15 protein-coding genes are annotated in these 19,977 nt (G+C 45.2%); 10 read left to right on the top strand and 5 right to left on the bottom strand.

What is annotated here, in order from left to right:
• Positions 1-2 precede the first annotated feature (2 nt).
• The 10 genes from BLU87_RS07565 to BLU87_RS17790 all read left to right on the top strand — a co-directional run bounded on the left by BLU87_RS07565 (position 3) and on the right by BLU87_RS17790 (position 13,379).
• A complete protein-coding gene (locus BLU87_RS07565; protein ID WP_092346334.1) occupies positions 3-851 on the top strand; it encodes a cell division protein FtsQ/DivIB in 849 nt (282 codons plus the stop codon).
• 15 nt (positions 852-866) lie between these two features.
• Positions 867-2,096, top strand: a complete 1,230-nt coding sequence (gene ftsA / locus BLU87_RS07560; protein WP_092346332.1) for a cell division protein FtsA — start codon at positions 867-869, stop codon at positions 2,094-2,096.
• A 142-nt stretch (positions 2,097-2,238) separates the two neighbouring features.
• Complete coding sequence (ftsZ, locus tag BLU87_RS07555; RefSeq protein WP_092347028.1) at positions 2,239-3,423, top strand: cell division protein FtsZ; 1,185 nt, start codon at positions 2,239-2,241, stop codon at positions 3,421-3,423.
• A gap of 420 nt (positions 3,424-3,843) precedes the next feature.
• Complete coding sequence (locus tag BLU87_RS07550; RefSeq protein WP_092346331.1) at positions 3,844-4,452, top strand: TorD/DmsD family molecular chaperone; 609 nt, start codon at positions 3,844-3,846, stop codon at positions 4,450-4,452.
• Positions 4,442-6,676, top strand: coding sequence for a molybdopterin-containing oxidoreductase family protein (locus tag BLU87_RS07545; RefSeq protein WP_092346330.1), 2,235 nt, complete (start codon positions 4,442-4,444; stop codon positions 6,674-6,676). Before BLU87_RS07550 ends, BLU87_RS07545 begins: the two co-directional genes overlap by 11 nt.
• Before the next feature lie 40 nt (positions 6,677-6,716).
• On the top strand, positions 6,717-7,541 hold the full coding sequence (locus BLU87_RS07540; protein ID WP_092346328.1) for a 4Fe-4S dicluster domain-containing protein: 825 nt from the start codon (positions 6,717-6,719) through the stop codon (positions 7,539-7,541).
• Positions 7,542-7,896: 355 nt separating this feature from the next.
• Positions 7,897-9,801 (top strand): AMP-dependent synthetase/ligase, encoded by a 1,905-nt coding sequence (locus tag BLU87_RS07535; protein ID WP_092346326.1) that lies wholly within the window; start codon positions 7,897-7,899, stop codon positions 9,799-9,801.
• A 108-nt stretch (positions 9,802-9,909) separates the two neighbouring features.
• Positions 9,910-11,616 (top strand): radical SAM protein, encoded by a 1,707-nt coding sequence (locus tag BLU87_RS07530; RefSeq protein WP_092346324.1) that lies wholly within the window; start codon positions 9,910-9,912, stop codon positions 11,614-11,616.
• Between the two features lie 311 nt (positions 11,617-11,927).
• The gene (locus tag BLU87_RS07520; RefSeq protein WP_092346320.1) at positions 11,928-13,184 is read left to right on the top strand and encodes a DEAD/DEAH box helicase; all 1,257 of its coding nucleotides are present in this window, start codon (positions 11,928-11,930) and stop codon (positions 13,182-13,184) included.
• A 69-nt stretch (positions 13,185-13,253) separates the two neighbouring features.
• On the top strand, positions 13,254-13,379 hold the full coding sequence (locus BLU87_RS17790) for a hypothetical protein (protein WP_281242519.1): 126 nt from the start codon (positions 13,254-13,256) through the stop codon (positions 13,377-13,379).
• A gap of 92 nt (positions 13,380-13,471) precedes the next feature.
• Here BLU87_RS17790 and BLU87_RS07515 read toward each other — a convergent pair whose 3' ends face one another.
• From BLU87_RS07515 to BLU87_RS07495, 5 genes are all read right to left on the bottom strand, one after another.
• Positions 13,472-14,872 carry a TRAP transporter large permease gene (locus BLU87_RS07515; protein ID WP_092346318.1) on the bottom strand — a complete coding sequence of 467 codons (1,401 nt, stop codon included), beginning with the start codon at positions 14,870-14,872 and terminating at the stop codon, positions 13,472-13,474.
• Complete coding sequence (locus BLU87_RS07510; RefSeq protein WP_092346316.1) at positions 14,869-15,426, bottom strand: TRAP transporter small permease; 558 nt, start codon at positions 15,424-15,426, stop codon at positions 14,869-14,871. The genes BLU87_RS07515 and BLU87_RS07510 overlap by 4 nt, the downstream gene beginning before the upstream one ends.
• Before the next feature lie 80 nt (positions 15,427-15,506).
• A complete protein-coding gene (locus BLU87_RS07505) occupies positions 15,507-16,451 on the bottom strand; it encodes a DctP family TRAP transporter solute-binding subunit (RefSeq protein ID WP_092347025.1) in 945 nt (314 codons plus the stop codon).
• A gap of 486 nt (positions 16,452-16,937) precedes the next feature.
• Positions 16,938-18,668, bottom strand: coding sequence for a TRAP transporter permease (locus BLU87_RS07500; protein ID WP_092346314.1), 1,731 nt, complete (start codon positions 18,666-18,668; stop codon positions 16,938-16,940).
• Between the two features lie 168 nt (positions 18,669-18,836).
• Positions 18,837-19,793 carry a TAXI family TRAP transporter solute-binding subunit gene (locus BLU87_RS07495; protein WP_092346312.1) on the bottom strand — a complete coding sequence of 319 codons (957 nt, stop codon included), beginning with the start codon at positions 19,791-19,793 and terminating at the stop codon, positions 18,837-18,839.
• Between the last annotated feature and the right edge of the window lie 184 nt (positions 19,794-19,977).

Raw genomic sequence — 19,977 nt, 5'->3', positions numbered from 1 at the left:
CGATGCGTGATCTGAAAAAAAATCAGAAACAAAGCAGGAAAGTGCGCCAGAATAAGCTGAATAAACAGGCTAAGCCACTGAATTGGCGCAAGCTGTTGCGCCGGACGTTGCGTGTCGGGACCACAGTATTCAGCGCTGTTCTGATTATTGTTGGTGGCTTTTTTGTGACTCAACTGTTGTTAACATCTGACTTGTTCCGAATTGATCAGATTCGGGTTCAGGGAAATCAACGCTTGAGTGAAGAACAGATTGAGGCATTGTCGGACATTGAGATGGGTGTCAATACCTTTCATCTTGATTTGCAGTTGATTGGTCAGAAGATTGAGGAAAACCCATGGGTTAAAGAAGTGCAAGTGCAAAGAATCTTTCCGCGCCAGGTGGTGATAACTCTTCAAGAGCGAGAACCCGTTGCCATTGTGAATCTTGGTTACCTCTACTACCTGGATAGTCAGGGGGAAATCTTTAAGGTTCTGGGCGCTGGTGACAATCTGGACTTTCCTATCGTGACCGGTTTTAACCAGGAAAAGGCGCAGCAACACGACGCGGAGTATGCCCAATATTTACGTCAGATTGTGGCACTTCTGGATGATTTGAAGAACCGGCAACTGTTTAGCATTGATCAAGTGTCGGAGATCCACCACGAAGCAGGAGGGCAACTTTCAATTTATACCTTGGCCGGTGGAGTAGAGGTCAAGCTGGGTTACACCGGACATAGTAAAAAGTTAGACCGCCTAGAAAAAATATATGCGCAACTGCAACCGAAACTGCAGGTGCTCGACTATATCGATCTGAACGTTAATGAAAAAGTGATTGTGCGAATTGAACGGCTGAAAAAAAATGGCCAAAGCTGATACCAAGGGGGTGTCATGAGTAAACGAACTGAAAATTTAATTGTCGGGCTAGATATCGGGACCACAAAAATCTGCTGTATTGTCGGCAATATGACAGAGGACGGTCTCGATGTTGTCGGTATTGGAACCAGCCCATCAAAGGGGTTGCGTAAAGGGGTCGTGATTAATATTGAAAGCACTGTCTCGGCAATCCAAAAAGCGATCCGCGAAGCAGAGTTGATGGCTGGATGCGAAATTAAATCGGTGTATGCCGGAATTGCGGGTGGTCACATCAAGGGATTAAATTCGCAAGGGGTGATTGCGATTAAAAATCGTGAAGTGACCAGTGAAGACTTGCAGCGGGTGATTGACGCAGCGAAGGCGATTGCGATCCCAATGGATCGTGAAGTTATGCACATCCTGCCGCAGGAATTTATCATCGATGATCAGGATGGGATTCGTGAACCTCTGGGAATGAGCGGAGTGCGCTTAGAAGCAAAGGTTCATATCGTCACCGGAGCAGTTGCCAGCGCGCAGAATATCATTAAAAGCTGTAATCGCGCGGGAGCTGATGTTGCAGATATTGTGTTGGAGCAGTTGGCCAGCAGTGAAGCGGTTTTGTCATCCGATGAAAAAGAGTTAGGAGTTGCACTCGTCGATATAGGTGGCGGAACGGCTGATATTGCAATCTTTTCAGAAGGAGCAATAAAGCACACGTCTGTCCTTTCGATCGGCGGTGATCACTTAACCAATGACATCGCGGTTGGGCTCAGGACCCCGATGGCAGAGGCTGAAAAAATTAAACAGGCTTACGGCTGTTGTTTGACCTCAATGGTCGGAAAAGATGAGACCATTGAAGTGCCATCGGTCGGCGGACGCGAATCACGAATATTATCGCGACAACTGTTAGCAGAAATCCTTGAACCGCGAGTGGAAGAAATTTTTTCACTGGTGAATCGGGAAATTACCAAGAGTGGCTATGGCGATTTAATTGCATCAGGAGTTGTTATAACCGGCGGTAGCGCCATTTTGCCGGGGATGCCAGAACTGGCAGAGCAAGTGTTTAATCTTCCGGTAAGACGTGGAAATCCTGTAGGAATCGGCGGATTGGTTGATGTTGTAAACTCGCCGATCTACGCGACAGGAGTCGGCTTGGTGAAGTATGGAAGTATGAACACCCAGGTACAGAGCTTTAAGATCGGTGAGAAGAACGTATTTGAGCGGGTTTCACAGCGTATGAAAGAGTGGTTCAGCGAGTTTTTTTAATAGTTAATTATGCAATAATTACTTGTTAAATATAGGAAATTTTGGTAAATTGTGTATACTTGAATATAACTAGTTTTCGAGTTCGCGGAGAAGTCGAAAACGCAACATCAGGGAGGGCATTATGCCTAATCAAGAGGGAGTCATGTTCCAGTTTGAAGCCGAATTGGATCAAGCAGCAAAAATTAAGGTGATCGGTGTTGGTGGCGGTGGTGGTAACGCTGTAAATACAATGATCCGTAACAACGTTGAAGGTGTAGAATTTCTGACCGCGAATACTGATGCGCAGGCGTTACGACGCAGTGATGCCTCTATGAAGGTTCAGCTCGGTGGGCACCTGACCAAAGGTTTAGGAGCCGGGGCCAATCCCGAAATCGGTCGCCAGGCCGCAGAAGAAGATAAGCAGCGATTAGTTGAGATGTTTGAAGGTGCTGACATGATTTTTGTCGCTGCTGGCATGGGAGGCGGCACAGGAACTGGAGCTGCACCAATTATCGCCGCAGCGGCTAAAGAAGCAGGGGCCTTGACTGTCGGAGTGGTAACAAAACCATTTACCCGAGAAGGTCGTCAACGGATGAAGCGAGCTGAGGCTGGTATTGCTGAGCTGCGTGAAGTTGTTGATTCTCTTGTGGTTGTTCCCAACGATCGTTTGCTGGGTTTGGCCGGAAAGCATATGAGTATTCTCGATGCATTTAAACCCGCTGATGATGTTCTTCGTCAGGCCGTCCAAGGGATTTCTGATTTGATCACAACTGAAGGTTTGATCAATGTCGACTTTGCAGATGTCCGGACAGTCATGAGTAATCACGGTATGGCCATGATGGGGATCGGTGTCGCTGAGGGGGAACGTCGTGCAGCTGAAGCCGCGCATAATGCTATTAGTAGTCCGTTGCTCGAAGAGGTTGATATCTCTGGTGCCATGGGAGTGTTGGTCAATATCTCAGGCTCATCGAGTATGACAATGGAAGAATTTGAAGAGGCTTCAACCATTATCCACGAAAAAGTTCATGAAGATGCCAATATTATCGTCGGTTTGGTGATTGATGAAAGTCTGGGTGATAAAATAAAAATCACTGCAATTGCCACCGGATTTGGTGAAGCTTTTGAGGAAAAACCCAATATTGTCGATGCCGTCGATCAACGGTCGCAAACGTTATCCCAGATCAGCACTAAAATCGAGGATCTCGATGTGCCAACCCATATTCGTAATCAACAGCCCATTTCTTCCATGAATCGGAGAAACCGTGATCTGTCGAGTACAACACGAGATTTGTTTGTTGATGATGAACAGTTTGATATACCCACTTTTCTCCGTCGACGGGTAGACTGACAGCCATTTCTCGTCCCTAAAAACTCTGGATTGTAAGTTGCAACCAGGTTGTTAATAGCGTTTATGTTGTGATGCAAGCCGGTTCTCCGCCCGGCAGATGTACAGCTTTCTGTACTTTTTTATGTATTCCCGACGACTCCCTCGTCACTGGGACCACTTTGTGGTCCCTTTTTTTTATGCTGATCATCCATACTGTCAGACAGAACAACCTATAACGAAGCCTTCCTGTAAACCGACACAACTTTTGACCACCGCGTCTGCACCGTTTCAGTTTCACATTATTTATTTAAATTATTACCAGGGATCATATTTAAAAAACAGATTTGATTAATCGAAAACTTAAATGCTATACAAGAAAGAACAATCGCTCTTTCATCATTGTCGAATTATAACCCGTTATCCTCATATCAGGGAATATTTATGGCCCAATGTCGTGCCGCAGCAGAATCACATGATGCCGTCGCTTTGCGTTTAGCTGGGTGGCTCAAGTTTATGGCTCAGTCGATGGAATACCCTCAACCCGACTGGTTGACGGTTGATCATTTGCAGTTGCTTTATTCGATCCTTGACGAACTGGGGTGGAATGAGGCCCTTGAAGCCTTGCCACACCAGGATCACATTCTCTCTGAACTGGGAATGGTAGAATTGCAGGTGGAATACACTCGCATGTTTATCAACGCTATTCCCCATATCGTTGCCCCTCCTTATGGATCTGTCTATACCGATTCCGAAGGTATTCTGTTTGGCCCCAGTGCCGAGAAAACAAAAAGGTTTTATCACCAGCAGGGCTTTGACTTGCGTGGCCCGAATGATATCCCGGATCATTTAAACCATGAGTTGCGGTTTTTGTCTCTCTTATTGCAAGACGGTAAGCTGTGTGAATCCGAGCAGTTTATGGCGATATATTTTCGACCCTGGTTTCAATTGTTTCATGACCGTGTTGTGACAAATACCCGTCACCCGTATTTCCGAATTATGGCCGAGCTGATACATTTTTTCACAAAGGAGGACAATGAGCATGACAATTAATTTGACCCGACGTAAATTTTTACAATCTGCCGGTTGTGCCGCAGCAGCGATCCCTTTTGCCCGGATGGCCAAGGCAGAGGACGTCTTTGTGCGTACACCCTATACCGCCCCTGGCAGTTTTGCGGGGACAAAAACTGTCACCGGTGGCATCTGTGGCATGTGTTTCTGGCGCTGCCAAATGGTCGGTAAAGTCAGGGATGGAAAGCTCGTTAAATTAGAGGGTAATCCTAAAAGTATTGATAATGGCAAAAGTATCTGTGCCCGTGGTAATGCTGGAGTGAAATTACTTTATGATCCCGATCGCTTGAAATATCCGTTGAAGAATATCGGTAAGCGCGGAGCACCGGTATGGAAACGGATCTCCTGGGATGAGGCGTTGGACGAATGTGCATCGCGGATGAATGCGATTATAGATAAATACGATGAAAAATCACTGGCGATTTTCCCGCATGGATCATCGGCTAAGTATCCTATGGAATTTTTTGAGTATGTCATTGGTACGCCAAACAATTCTGAGGCATCATTCTTCCAATGTCGCGGCTCACGTGATATGGCTTATATTCATACTTTAGGGACACCAGCAGGTGAAGAAGTCGATATGCCAAATGCCAAAGCAATTTTTATGCTTGGCACCCATCTTGGTGAAAACGTCCATGTCTCGCATCTGAAAAAGTATCTTAAAGGGTTGGAAAATGGCGCCAAGCTGGTTGTCGTTGATCCCCGTTTTTCTGCCTCTGCAGCCAAAGCGGACATCTGGGTGCAAATTAAGCCCGGTACCGATACCGCCTTTTTGGTGGCGATCATGAATTATCTGGTCAAAGAAGAAAAATACGACAAAGAATATGTTGATGATTATGGTTATGGTTTCGATGATTTTGTCGAAGGCATTTCCCACGCAAGTCTAGAGTGGGCTGCAAATATCTGTGATGTTCCTGCTAAGCAGATCAAACAGGTTGCGGATCTATTGGCTGCAAATGCTCCTCATGTCTCCATTCACCCCGGTCGACATACGACCTGGAATGGTAACGACTTTCAACGTGAGCGTGGATTGGCGTGTCTGACAGGGCTGCTTGGGACAATTGGTGTCAAAGGTGGCTTTGTGAAACCTAAGAATCCCAAAGTCGGCCGATGTGGTTGGCCACGCGTGGTGAATCCCCATGAGGAGTCTTTACACTATCAAGGTGAAATGCACCCCTTTTCTCCCCCAGGAACACCAACTGATCTGATTCGTGAAACAGCCGTGTCAGGCGACCCGTACCCAATCAAAGGGATGATTGCCTGGGGACAGAACCCGATGCAAACAATTCCTGACCCAGGGCTGACAATCAAGATGATCGAGCAGATGGATTTTGTCATGGTGTGTGATGTCATGCCGACAGATATTACCATGTATGCCGATATCCTGTTGCCGGAGACCAGCTATCTGGAACGCTATGATTACGTCAAAAGAGGAACGCAGTGGGATTACTCACAGCCGCATCAACAATACATTTCAGCTCGAGTTCCTTTGGTCTCACCAACATCGGCAGACCATGAACGCAAGGATTCGGTATGGATTACCAATGAGCTGGCTAAACGGATGAATTGCGCGGAACATATCCCGGTTAAGTCTGCAGAAGAGATGGTGGAAACCATTCTTGCTGGCGCCGAGTTGTCGTTGAAACAACTGCAACAGGAAGATGGTATCCATCTCCAGCCGGGTGAAGATCCATACGGTGTGTCGTTTGATGTTGATTTTTATAACAGCAATGTTGAAGAGGCTGGATTCCCTGGAGCGCCGACTTATGTCCCGGTTCCACAGCCACCGAAAGGGTATGCTCGATTAGTTTATGGGCGGGTGCCGGTTCACTCCTTTAACCGGACTCAAAATAATGCCTGGTTGCACAATGAGATCCCGCGTAATCCTGTCTGGGTTAATGACGAAATCGCTGTTCATCTGGGGCTCAAAGATGGCGATGAGGTTGCGCTGGTCAATGATGTTGGGATTGTAAGTGCTGGTACTTCAATTTTGAAAACTACGCCCGGCATCCGTAAGGACGTGATTTACACTTCCCATGGTTACGGTAGCCGTAATCCACAGCTGAGTGTCGGTGCAAATGTGGGAATTGATGATAATGCACTGATCAGTAATCGTACCATTGATCCAGAGACAGGTACACACGGGATGCGCAACAGTTTTGTCCGTATTGTGAAAGAAGGAAAAATACTGGATATTCCCGCATAATTAGCCAATAAAGTTTATTTCATAACATGATGGAGGAATCATGAGTCAATATGCCATGGTTATTGATTTAGAAAAGTGCATCGGTTGTCACGCTTGCTCTGTTGCTTGCCGCGCTGAATGGGAAGTTCCCGTTGGCAAGGATTCAGAAGGTCGTGAACAACATCGTTGCTGGGTCGACCGTCTCGGGCCTGCGAAAACACCGCATGGCTTGTCATCCACCTATTATCCCGGGTTGTGTAATCACTGCGATGAACCTTCCTGCGTCGAAGCTTGTCCTTACGATCTCGAAAAGCGGACTTTTGTCGACAAGAAAACCGGAAAAGAAGTGACGATGGAGGTCGCAGCGACGTGGAAAGACCCCTTTGATGGAACGGTTCAGATCAACAAAGAGGGATGTTGGGGCTGCGGCGCTTGTGCCGATGCCTGTCCGTATGGGGCACGTTATATCAATGAAGAGGGTGATGAACCCAAAGCGGATAAGTGCACCTTTTGTGTCGAACGTCTGGCTGTTGGCAAAGAACCTGCCTGTGTTCAGACTTGTCTGGCCGGAGCTCGGATCTTTGGTGATTTGTCAGATCCTGATTCTGAGGTATCTAAGTATATTAAAAAAGGAGCTGTCGGTTTAGAATCAGAGGAGGTCAAAATTGGCCCTAATGTGAGTTATTATGGCAATGAGAGAGATATGTCTTTGTTGACCAGCACCTGTACGCCGATGACTAAGCCGGTGGCGAATGTCAATACACGGCGTTTGTTGATGGAACGTCTGGCCAAATCGACTTTCAAAGGGGTTACGAACTTTGCCTTGATTGGTATGGCTGGTGGTTTGCTTCTTGATACGGAGACGGATAAAAAAGAATCAGAATAAATGTGTGACCAGAAGACTGGAGAAGATGCCAACAGGTTGTAATAACAGTTGATTCTGAAGAAAAACAGCACAGCAAAGATGAAAAATAGAGGCATGTCGAATCATTTTCGACATGCCTTTTTGTGTTCTGATGGTGTTTGTTTTGCTGCTCTGCCGACTTTTGCCTTACAATCATGACTGTTTGTGTCTGTGGAGTGATTGCACTTCATCATGACTTGAGTACTGAACTGTACACAGGGTGGAAAAAATTCGCTATTTCCTTTGTCGGTTGAGGAAAATATCGAATTAAAATGCATAGAATGCTACATTAAGATAAAAATTTTTGACCACAATTTCTTGCTCAGGATTATTGCAAATGCCAGATACAATCTTAGAAAAAGGGACACTGTTCGACATGTTGTTGAACAGCAGCAGTGACTATGCTCAAAAAACAGCTTTTGTTTATCGTTCAAGTAATACCGAATTTGAGGTTACTTATGAAAAGTTATTTGAAGATGCTCTGATTCTCTCTAAAGCATTCATGTCTCATAAGGTTTGTAAGGGGAGCAAGGTGATGCTCCTTTCTGACAACCGTTATGGTTGGATTGTTTCTGATTTTGCCTTGATCTCTCTTGGAGCTATCAGCATCCCCCGAGGTAGTGACACCTCGACCATGGAGCTCGAATATATTTTGCAGCATGCCGAATGTGATTTTTTAATCATTGAAACCGAGCAACTGTTAAAAGCTCATGAAGAGATGCTAAAAAAACTGAAAAAGTTAAAAGCTATCTTTGTCATTGAAGGAGAAAAAACTCACCGCTGGTTTGATTCTACGTATAGTTATAATGATATTCTCAAAAATAGAGTGATCAGTTCGGAGGACACAGAAAAGTTTATTGCGCGTCGTTATGCCATTACGTTAGATGATGTCTTCACTTTAATTTATACGTCAGGGACAACTGGAATGCCAAAAGGGGTTCTGCTGACCCATAAAAATATTATGTATAATGTGTTAAATATGCCCGATCTCATTGCTTTGGAGGAAAGTGATCGTTGGGTTTCAATCCTCCCAAGTTGGCATATTTTTGAGCGTGCGACAGAGTATATAGCTCTCTCTAAAGGTTGTAAGATCTTTTATTCCTCGGTGAGGACTTTTGCGGCTGATCTTGAAAAATATCAACCGACAATTGTTGCAACAGTGCCACGCCTGTGGGAATCAATGTACAGTAAGATTAATCAGACGCTGGAAAAACAGGATCCCCGTAAGGCACGGGTGTTTAAATTTCTGGTTAATGTTTCTGCCCGCTATAAATATCAGCAGCGTGTGTTAAAGAATCAATTGCCACTGTTCGCAAAAGTTCCCCTCTTGCAACGCCTTGGTCATAAAATTAAGGCGTTCATTCTGTTGTTGCTATTGGCGCCGTTAAACCGATTCGCGCAAAAGAAAATGCGACTTGTGCAGGAAAAATTTGGTGGTTGTCTGCGCCTAGCGATCAGTGGTGGTGGCAGTTTGCCCCCTTATCTGGATGAATGGATTGATGCCATAGGAATCCGAATTGTGAATGCCTATGGGATGACCGAATGTGCTCCAGCTATTGCGGGGCGCTCGGTGTTGTGTGATGTTTTTGGAACTCTGGGCCCGCCGACTCAACATACTGAATTACGAATTGTTGATGAGAATGGACAACCGTTGCCGGCTGGAGAAGTTGGTGGAATTGAGGTGCGCGGTGAACAGGTTTTTCCCGGTTATTATGACAATGACGAGGAAAACGAAAAGGCATTTACCGCTGATGGATTTTTCAGGACCGGCGATCTGGGGAAATTGACTCTCACTGGTGAACTTGTTATTACCGGTCGCTCTAAAGAAATTATTGTATTAGCCAGCGGTGAGAATATCGATCCTAGCCGGATTGAATCGGCAATCACTAAATTACCTTTTGTCAGTGATGCGGTATTGGTCGGTCAAGATAAAAAAGGGTTGGGGGCGCTGATTGTTCCCGACTTTGACCAGTTACGTACCTTCATTAGCAGTAAGTTTGATACCGGAGATGAGTCCACCGATAAGTGGATCATGGACAAACAAAATATCAGTCGTATTAAAGCCGAAATTAATCATTTGCTGCATGCCAAGAATGGTTTTAAGCCGTTTGAGAAACTGCAAAATATTCATTTTCTCGACAAGGAATTCAAGATGGGGGAAGAGTTAACGAATACCCTGAAAAAGAAGCGTCACGTCATCGAAACAAAATATCAGGAGATTATTTCTAAGCTGCTTAAGTAGTCTGATGAGATCATCTTTTTGTGAACTCTTTTTCTTCCGTTGTGCTTTTTTCCGGTGGTTGTGAGTTTTTGAGGATTTAAATTGAGGAAAAATAGCAACAGTAAGACAATGAGACTTGAAGCAGAAACGGGGACAGTCTTCCATTCGTGGCAACAAAGTCGCTTCCGCGTGGCCCTCATCTATCCGAATACTTATCATCATGGCATGAGTAATCTCGGGTTTTTAACTGTGTATCACCTCTTGAATCAGCGCAACGATTGTCTGTGTGAGCGGTTTTTTCTGCCTGATAAGGAAGAGTTGGCGCAACCTGGATGTTCTCTTGTTTCCCTTGAGTCAGGGCGTCCTTTAAGCGATTTTGATCTGCTTGCCTTTTCGATCTCTTTTGAGAATGATTACCTGAATTTGCCTACTATCTTGAACCTGGCTGGTATCCCCATGATGTCTGCCGATCGTGACCCTTCCTGGCCGCTGATCCTGTTTGGTGGTGTCTGTGCTTTTATCAACCCTGAACCTTTGGCAGACATTGTTGACCTGGTGGCGATTGGAGAAGCAGAACCCCTGTTGTCCGGACTTATTGACCTCTTGCTGGAAAGATCCCTTGATCGTGACGATTGTTTGCAAAAGATGGCGCAGTTACCTGGGATTTATGTTCCAAGATTTTATCATCCAATTTATGCTCATACCGGAGAAATTACGCAAGTCGATGTTGAGGCTGGTGCTCCTGCGAGAGTTGCAAGGCAGTTTTTAGCCGATTTGGATCAGTCTGCGAGTCGCAGTTTTGTGCAGACGAGTGACACTGAGTTTGGCACGATGGCTTTAACCGAGATCTCGCGTGGTTGTTCACGCGGTTGTCGGTTTTGTGCGGCCGGGTTTGTCTACCTTCCTCCGCGTGAACGAAGCTTGGACAATCTTATTGAGCAGGTTGAGGTCGGTCTCTGTCAACGAGAACGCATCGGTCTTGTTGCCGCAGCGGTTTCTGATTATTCAGAGATCGAGAATTTACAAAAAGGGATCATGGAGCGCGATGGGCAGATCTCCATGTCGAGTCTCAGACTTGATGCCTTAACCCCGGCAGAGGTTGCCATTATCAACCAAGCTGGACACCGGTCGGTCGCTATAGCTCCTGAAGCAGGAAGTCAGAGGTTGCGTGATTTTATTAATAAGGGGATTAGTGAAGAGCAGATATTGGCGGCAGTACAGTTGTTGGCGGATGGTGGTATTAAGAATCTTAAGCTCTATTTCATTATAGGCTTCCCCGAAGAACAGCAGAGTGATATTGATGCGATCGTTGATCTAACGGAAAAAATTGCGGTTATTTGGCGAGAAGCTGGCCGCATCCGTGGACAACTCGGCAATTTAACGTTGAGTGTTAATCCATTTATTCCCAAACCGTTCACGCCATTCCAATGGGCAGGAATGGAACCTGGGACCAGCCTGAAAAAGAAGATTCGTAGGTTGCAGGCTGCGATTTCACATATTCCCAACACTCGCATGAATAATGAGTCAATACGCTCAGCGATATTACAGACCTTTTTGTCGCGGGCTGATCGACGTATTGGGCCGTTACTACCACGATTAACTGCAGGAGATAATCTGAAGCAGTTATGCAAGAAGAGTGGCTTGTCCCTCGATTTTTATGTGACGCGTGAGAGGGGAGCTGATGAAGTTTTTCCTTGGGATATTCTTGATCAGGGAGTGAAGAAGGGTTACCTCTGGCACGAATATCAGCGGGCACTGCAGCAAAAACTGACGTCTCCCTGTACACCCGATTGTCAACGTTGTGGCGTCTGTGGTGAAGGGACCTGTCATTGTTAGTATTGTTCTCAATAGGTGCTTAGAAAAAGCCGTTAAATATCCGTTGGTGAAGCAACGAGGGAGCTGAAGCGGTAATTGCCCCGTTTGAAACTTGACATTAGTTGCGTGTATCAGTTAATATTAAAAATCCGTTATCTTTATACGATGGTTAGCGGAGGGTATTTGAATACCACTGTTCCAAGATTGAAAAAGACATTCTTCAAGGCTCCGGGATATACCGGGGCCTTTTTTATTCTGAGCCTGTCCGTAGTGTCGATTCTTTCGTTACAGTCAAAAAAATAATTCGGACCGGCTTGTCTATAAAGGAATATATGAATTTCACCGATTTTAACTTTCATCCCACCATTTCCGCAGGGGTTGTTGCTGCAGGATTTACCCATCCGACTCCGATTCAGGAGCGGGCCATCCCTAAAATCATGCAACGTTGCGATGTCTTGGGGTTGGCGCAAACAGGGACAGGGAAGACGGCGGCGTTCGGGTTGCCTATTCTGCACCAACTGATGAACGGTCCTCGTGGTTGCGTCCGTGCTCTTATCATTGCCCCCACCCGTGAACTTGCGGAACAGATTCACAACTCACTCGACCTTCTTGGTCAACAGACCGGCTTGCGCAGCCTTACGGTGTATGGTGGGGTCGGTATTAAACCACAGGTGACCAAACTTCGGAATGGTGTTGAAATTGTTGTTGCCTGTCCAGGCCGCTTACTGGATCATATTAAACAGGGGACGATTAATCTGCGGCAATTAGATCTGCTTGTCCTTGATGAGGCCGATCGCATGTTTGACATGGGCTTTTTACCCGATATTCGCAGAATTGTGAAGTCACTGCCAATAAAACGGCAGACATTGCTTTTTTCTGCGACGATGTCAAAGGAGATTCGTACTCTCGCGCATGAACTCCTGACTAATCCCGAAACCATACAGGTGGATACCGTCGCCCCGGCAGAAACTGTCAGCCATGCGTTATATCCTGTCCCTCAACATTTGAAGACAAATTTGTTATTGAAAATACTGGAGCAGACAGAGACGGAGTCCGTTCTGATTTTTACCCGGACGAAACATCGCGCTAAAAGACTCGGAGAAAAGCTTAGTAAGTGTGGTTATCGGGCCGCTTCACTGCAAGGGAACCTGTCTCAGTCACGGCGTCAGTCTGCTCTGGATGGCTTTCGTGATGGTAAGTTTCGGATTCTGGTTGCAACCGATATTGCCGCTCGGGGTATCGATGTCTCTTTGATTTCGCACGTCATTAACTTTGATGTGCCTGACACTGTCGATGCTTATATTCACAGGATTGGCCGAACTGGTCGTGCTGCGCGTACAGGTAAGGCATTTACCCTGGTCAGTAACGATGACAAGTTGATGGTTCGTTCTATTGAGCGAATTCTTGGGACCCCGATTGATCGCCATCAGATCGCAGGTTTTGATTACGATGTCCCTGCACCGAAAAGGGTTGCACAACCGCAACGACGACCAGCTCAACCTGCAACTCGCAATAAGTTACAAAAGAATAAACCTAAACCGCGTTCGCGAACGGGCAATAAACAGGTTGCCGGTGGGCGAGGACGTTAACGGGGTTGGTGTTGACTGCTTAAAATTGTATTTATGTGCATTTAACTCATTGCTTAAAAGGATCTATTGATGGCCAAAAAACCGAATTATGGCTTTGAAAAACGGCAGAAAGAGCTTGCTAAAAAAGCTAAAAAGGACGAAAAAAATAAGCGTAAGCAGGAAGAAAAGGAGAAAGAGGACGCAGCGGAACATTAGCGCCTCTCTTTTAGCTTAACGATATAACCGGTGTAAAAAAAGACCTCTCGAAAACGAGAGGTCTTTTTTTATGGTGAGGTTACTGAGATGAATTAATAACCTTTAAGATGATCGATATACTCAGGTAGCCACAATGAAATCTGTGGAATGTAGGTGATCATGATCAAGAAAGTCAGGAGCACCAATAACCATGGTAATGCTGCTTTGAGAACCCAGGTTATATTGTGCCCTGTAATCCCCGCAGTCACGAATAGATTCAATCCCACCGGTGGAGTGATCATACCAATTTCCATGTTGACGACCATGATAATACCAAGGTGGATCGGGTCGATTCCAAGTTTGACTGCAATTGGAAACAGGATTGGTGCCATGATTAATAAAATAGCGGAGGGTTCCATAAAGTTTCCTGCCATCAGCAGCAGGATATTAACCACGACGAGGAAACCCCAAGCTGGGAGACCCCAACCGACGATGATTTCAGCGATGTGATGAGGAATCCGTTCCGTTGTCAAAACATGAGCGAAAAGCATCGCATTGCCAATAATAAACAGCAACATGATGGAAACTTTGGACGCATCGCGGAAAACTTTGTGGAGGTCCTTGTCAAAAATTGATTTTGGCAGGGCGACAACTGACAACTGCAAGTTGCGGAAGATCATCTTGGCGATAGAGTCATTGTGATTTTCTTTCCATGGAATCCCTTTGAGTGGGCCCATGTCACGGTAAATAAACATAGCAATAAAAAATGCATAGACCGCAGAAATAGCTGCTGCTTCAGTCGGGCTACAGATACCACCATAGATGGAGCCGAGAACGATAACAATCATCATCAGACCCCAGCCGGCACTCATGCTTGATCTGGCAAGATTTTTAAATCCGACCCATGGTTGTGCGGGGAGTCCTTTGACCCGGGCAACGATGTAGATGATGATCATCAACATTATGCCCATGAGCAGACCGGGAACCAGACCTGCCATAAATAATCTGGCTGCAGACTCTTCTGTCGCGGCAGCATATACCAGCATAACGATAGAAGGTGGGATCAGTATGCCTAGGGTTCCGGCGTTGGTGATGACTCCAGCAGCGAGTGATTCAGGGTAACCCGCCTTAACCATGCCGACAATAACAATAGAGCCGATTGCGGCGACGGTTGCTGGAGATGACCCTGAAACAGCGGCAAAAATCATACAGGCCATAACGGAAGCCATTGCTAGACCCCCACGAATCCAGCCAACGCAATCAATGGCAAAATTAATAATTCTGTTGGCAACACCACCCGTTGACAAAAAAGTCGATGAAAGAATGAAAAACGGAATAGCCAGCAAGGTGTAGTGTTCTGATTGTGATGCAAACAGTTTCAACGCGATTGAAGCCAATGAGTCATTGGAAAAGATAAGTATTGTGGTGATACTTGACAATCCTAATGCAAACGCAATCGGCATGCCTGTCAGCAGGCAAAGCAGAAGAATGAGAAAGAGTGCTCCAGTTGTCATGCTGATTTACCTCCCTGAGTCGTTGCAGCTTTAGTTTCCTCAGCTAGATGCATGCTATCTTTGGCTTCATCAGCAAGTTTAAACCCGTCAGTTTTACCGATAACGATATTCCAGAGTAAAATTAATAGACGTATTGCAATCATGATCATACCTATCAGGAGGATGCTATGAGCAATCCATTTTGGAATTGGCATATCCTCAAGTTCAATGCCAATCAGATGCATTTTTGCAAGATAGACCCAGGCACCTTTAATAAAAAGTGAACAGTATGCCAAGCAGGCAACAACGGAGATACCACTGATAATTCGACGTGCCGTGGGCGGCATGATTTTAACCAGAGCATCAACGCCAATGTGAGAGCCTACTTTGATGCCATATGAAACTCCGAAAAGAACCATCCAGGCAGAGATGGTCAAAGTTAATTCTTGAGACCACATTAGGCCAATGCCAAAACCGAAGCGTAAAATGACCTCGACAAAAACCAGTAGAGTCATCGTTGCTAGAAGTAAGGCAATGACCGATTCTTCTATGCTGTTTATTATCCGACTAAACATATGAAAACCTCATTCAAACCATACGAATAAAATGACACGGGTTTTGTCACCAAAACCCGTGTAAAACAAGAGATTGGATATTAGTAAGAAATAGCGGCGGCAGCTTCGATATATTCTTTACCAATTGGACCTTCAAACTTTTTCCAAACAGGTTTCATCGCTTCGACCCAAAGAGCGCGCTCAGCGTCAGTCAGCACGAGAACTTCTGAACGTTTAGAATCGATGATTTTCTGACGGTCAGCAATCGCTTTCTGTGCTGAAACTTCATTACCGAACAAGGTCGCTTCGTCCAATGCGTTCTTGATTTCAGTGCGGATGTCGTCAGGAAGTCCCATCCAGAATTCAGCAGAAGTCACGAGCAGATAATCGAGGACACCGTGGTTCGTCTCGGTGATGTAGGGCTGAACTTCATAGAATTTTTTTGAATAGATGTTTGACCAAGTGTTTTCCTGACCGTCGATCGCTTTGGTCTGAAGCAGAGTAAAAACTTCAGAGAATGGCTTTTTCAGCGGCATTGCATCAACAGCTTCAAACTGTGCTGCAAGAACATCTGAAGTCATGATTCTGAATTTTTTATTCTTGGCATCGGCAGGAACACGTAGAGGATCACTGGCTGATAATTGCTTCATGCCGTTATGCAGGTAACCGAGGCCAACAAGCCCTTTTTTCTTGATTGATGACAACATTTTCTGGCCAATAGGGCCTTGTTGGAAGGTTTCAACCGCTTCCATATCTTTGAAGAGGAAGGGAAGGTCAAAAATTTGTAGCGACTTGGTGTACTTTTCAAATTTAGATAAGGATGGAGCCGCTAGCTGAACATCACCAAGAAGCATGGCTTCAAGAACATTGTTGTCACCAAAGAGTTGAGAGTTAGGGAAGACTTCGACAACAACCTTGCCCGCCAAGCGTTCATCAACCAGTTGCTTAAATTTGTTAGCCATCTGTCCTTTAGGGGTATTTTCTGCAACAACGTGGGAAAACTTGATGACAATCGGTGCTGCCGATGCAATCGTAACGGATGCCATAAAGGCCACTGCTACTAGCAGTCCTGCAAGGACTAGTTTGTTTCTCTTCATTGCTCTCTCCTTAATAAAATTAGTTTGCATTGTCACCACCATGGTGACATTTGAAATGGTTTTAAAAATTCATTACATGGAAATTCAAATACCATTTTAAATCGACTACGAGTGGACGATTAGCAATGATGGTGCCATTTTTAAAATCATGTTTGTAAGTGTGTAAAAACGGCCTCTTAAGGATTAGATGCCATCAGCTTGGGTTTTGTTGGTGGGGTTCTTCTGGCTATTCTTAGCATTCTGTGGCGAAAAATGGCCTATTTGTTGCGGTTGATGCATGGCTTCATAACCGAGTTATTTTTTATATTTACGGTTATTGTTATTGTTATTTATGGTTTTCAGGATGGTGTTTTAGAATTGTGTGAAAATTAACCGAAGGGCAGAACCGTTTGTAGAATTAGAGGTTCTGTCCTTCGGTTTTCTAATGCTGATCGTCTAGGCGGTCTCGTTTTTGCCAAAACTTAGCCAGGTTTTTAACCAGATACCACTAAGGATGTAAGAATAGAGCCAGGTACCAATGATGATAAAAATAAAGGCTTTAATGATGTCCGTTGCTGAACCATTAAGGGCGAAGCCAGGAACATAACCGAATAGTAGCGGGCCAAGGTAAAGAAATTTTGCAAATTTGAATGCTGAAAATGCTGTTTTCCACATGTTGGCACCAGCGATAGTCGCTCCAGCGAAGGCAGCGATACAAACTGGTGGTGTAATGTTGGAATCCTGGGAAAGCCAATAAACAATCATATGTGCTGCAAGTTCATTGACCCCCAGATGGGTGAGGGCTGGGACGGCAACCACAGCTGTAATCAGGTAGGCTGCTGTAACCGGAACCCCCATACCTAAGACCAGAGAAGCTAAGGCAATCAAAGCGATAGTTAAAAGTAGCGATCCTCCAGCAAGGCCAATGACGATATCTGCAAATGTTAAGACGAGACCGCTGTAAGTTAATACCCCGATGATGATGCCAATAACGCCGACGGTGGCACCAATCTTGAGACTACTCTCTGTTCCTTTGCGAGCAGCTTCCAGGAATTGCTTTGGTCCAATACGTGTCTCTTTTCGAACCCAGGAGATGACAATACAAGAAATCAATCCAAGAATTGCAGAGTAGCCCGGAGAATAACCATAGAGCATAAAAATTGTAATCGTGATGAGGGGGATTGTATAGAACCACTCTTTTTTGAAAATTTCCATGGCACTGTGTTCTGACTTCTCACCAATGACATTGTCTTTTTTGGCGACATAGTGAACCATGACAAAAACACTGAAAAAATACATGAATGCAGGAAACAGTGCGACAAGCATGATTCTCGAATAGGGTTGTCCAGTGAGTTCAGCCATGATAAATCCGCCAGCGCCCATGATGGGTGGCATAAACATTCCGCCAATTGAAGCGGCCGGCTCAATGCCACCAGCTACATGTGGTTTGAAGCCTGCCTTTTTCATCATCGGTATCGTAAATGCGCCAGTTGAGACAACGTTTGCGATGGCACTTCCTGAAATGGAGCCGAAGAGACCAGAGGCAATGATAGCAACCTTGCCGGGACCACCAACCTTATGCCCCACGGCTGCCAGTGGGAAGTCGATAAAGAATTTCTGTGCGCCACTTTTTTCCAGGAAGGCGCCAAATAAAACAAAGAGGATGATATAGGTGGCCAAAACATTGGCCATGATCCCGAAGATACCGTCGCTTTTGTAAAAAATCGAAACACAAAGTTCTGGGAACGTTGCCCCGGCATGAGAGAAAAGGTCGGGCATGATATCGCCATAAACCCCATAGGCCAACATAGCAATACCAATAATGACAAAAACATTACCGACTACCCTTCTTGCCAGTTCAATACTGATAAGCACACCAACCATGGCAATGTATGTGTCTGTTGTCGTTTCGGCCCCGGTTCGGTAATTGATTGCCTCGAAATTAAGTATCCAATAGGTGATGGTTGTAGCCGAAGCAATCATCAGGATGTAGTCGACAATACGCATCAAGACTGATTTACTCTTATATATCAGGAAAACCAGGAGATAAGTGATGATGACGTAAACACCCCGATGGAGTTGGGTCGATGCCGGAGAGATTATGGCGGCATAGGAGTAGAACAACAGCAAGGATAGGGCGCAGATGTCAAACATAATCTGCTCAAATCGATTTAATTCATTGTACACAAGAGACCTCAATTGAGTTTGAGTTTGATGATTCCATCCAGTGATACGGTATATATTGTTAAACGTGACTATTTGTTGTCTCTGATCCTGAGTTTAAAAAGAATGCACGGTAAAAGTTCAAGCCAGAGCGTTTAGCTCTGGCTTGAAAATCTAAAAGGAGTCAGGGGGTTAGAGAACGCCTTTCTCTTTCCAGAACTTAATAGCACCTGGATGCATTGGGGTAACAATACCGTCAACACCACTTTTTATAGACATGGTTTTAAAGGTTTTCTTTTGGGCAACCATGTGTGCTAACCCTTCGTCAGTGTAGATGGCAGAGAGGAGTTGATAGACAACCTCATCAGGAACATCTTTGTTGGCTACCCAAAGAGCTGAATCTTGAAAGGTTGGCGTTTCAACATCGACTCCTTTGTAGGTTCCTGCGGGGATGTTGAGCTTTGAAAAGTAGGGATATTTTTTAAAGAAACTGGCGGCTTCAGCATCAGCCCCAAGGTTGATTAGATCAATATCGTTGGTTTGGGCAGCCATAATGATGGCACCAACTGGGTGACCGGCGAAGATCCAGAAAGCATCGAGTTGATTGTTACCAAATGCTGCAGCTGCATCGTTGTAGCCCATGGCGTTACGCTCGATATTGTCCCAAATGCCCATGTGATTGAAGAAGAGTTCACAGTTAGCAAAGGCGCCAGAGCCAGCATTGCCAACCCCGACTTTCTTGCCAGCTAGATCTTTGGTTGATTTGATACCGGAATCCTTACGGACCACCAACTGAGCAGGTGCACCGTAGAGGAAGGAAACGGCCCTTATGTCTTCATATTTATTGGCATCGTTTTTCATCAGACCGTTTGCTCCAAGATAAGCATGACCGGAATAAACAACACTGAAATCCATTCTGCCAGCATTAGTTTTACGTAGATTCTCAACCGAGCCAGCTGAAGATTGTGCTTTCAGGCTGAAGTCCATTGCTTTTACGGGACCATAAACCTGAATGGCATTAGCAACGGTCTGAAAGGTCCCACCGGCTGGACCACCACCAAAAACGATGCGGTCTTTAGCGATCGCCGGAACGGCCAATGTGAAAGACGCCACGATTAATAGTGAGAAAAACCTAACAATGTTTTTCATCTTACAACCTCCTTTTGTACGGTTAATGGAAAGTGATGCTATGGAGCGTATAAATAATGTAACTTGTCGATTTTATAGAAAATAAACATCATGATTTTATACTGATGTTTTGAAATTAAGGTTAACCATTTTATCCTCGCTTTTCTAAAGAATTATGGCAGTTGATGTGCGTGATGCAATTGCC

It is taken from the genome of Desulfuromusa kysingii, from assembly GCF_900107645.1.
GTDB classification, from domain to species: domain Bacteria; phylum Desulfobacterota; class Desulfuromonadia; order Desulfuromonadales; family Geopsychrobacteraceae; genus Desulfuromusa; species Desulfuromusa kysingii.
This window is presented reverse-complemented; position numbering and strand designations above follow the sequence as displayed.

Bases quoted from the DNA above. Each gene is read 5' to 3' on its own strand.
- BLU87_RS07540 (WP_092346328.1), top strand. From the start codon at position 6,717: ATGAGTCAATATGCCATGGTTATTGATTTAGAAAAGTGCATCGGTTGT.
- BLU87_RS07545 (WP_092346330.1), top strand. From the start codon at position 4,442: ATGACAATTAATTTGACCCGACGTAAATTTTTACAATCTGCCGGTTGT.
- BLU87_RS17790 (WP_281242519.1), top strand. From the start codon at position 13,254: ATGGCCAAAAAACCGAATTATGGCTTTGAAAAACGGCAGAAAGAGCTT.
- BLU87_RS07495 (WP_092346312.1), bottom strand. From the start codon at position 19,793: ATGAAAAACATTGTTAGGTTTTTCTCACTATTAATCGTGGCGTCTTTC.
- BLU87_RS07565 (WP_092346334.1), top strand. From the start codon at position 3: ATGCGTGATCTGAAAAAAAATCAGAAACAAAGCAGGAAAGTGCGCCAG.
- BLU87_RS07520 (WP_092346320.1), top strand. From the start codon at position 11,928: ATGAATTTCACCGATTTTAACTTTCATCCCACCATTTCCGCAGGGGTT.
- BLU87_RS07530 (WP_092346324.1), top strand. From the start codon at position 9,910: ATGAGACTTGAAGCAGAAACGGGGACAGTCTTCCATTCGTGGCAACAA.
- BLU87_RS07550 (WP_092346331.1), top strand. From the start codon at position 3,844: ATGGCCCAATGTCGTGCCGCAGCAGAATCACATGATGCCGTCGCTTTG.
- ftsZ (WP_092347028.1), top strand. From the start codon at position 2,239: ATGTTCCAGTTTGAAGCCGAATTGGATCAAGCAGCAAAAATTAAGGTG.
- BLU87_RS07515 (WP_092346318.1), bottom strand. From the start codon at position 14,872: ATGACAACTGGAGCACTCTTTCTCATTCTTCTGCTTTGCCTGCTGACA.
- BLU87_RS07510 (WP_092346316.1), bottom strand. From the start codon at position 15,426: ATGTTTAGTCGGATAATAAACAGCATAGAAGAATCGGTCATTGCCTTA.
- ftsA (WP_092346332.1), top strand. From the start codon at position 867: ATGAGTAAACGAACTGAAAATTTAATTGTCGGGCTAGATATCGGGACC.
- BLU87_RS07505 (WP_092347025.1), bottom strand. From the start codon at position 16,451: ATGGCATCCGTTACGATTGCATCGGCAGCACCGATTGTCATCAAGTTT.
- BLU87_RS07535 (WP_092346326.1), top strand. From the start codon at position 7,897: ATGCCAGATACAATCTTAGAAAAAGGGACACTGTTCGACATGTTGTTG.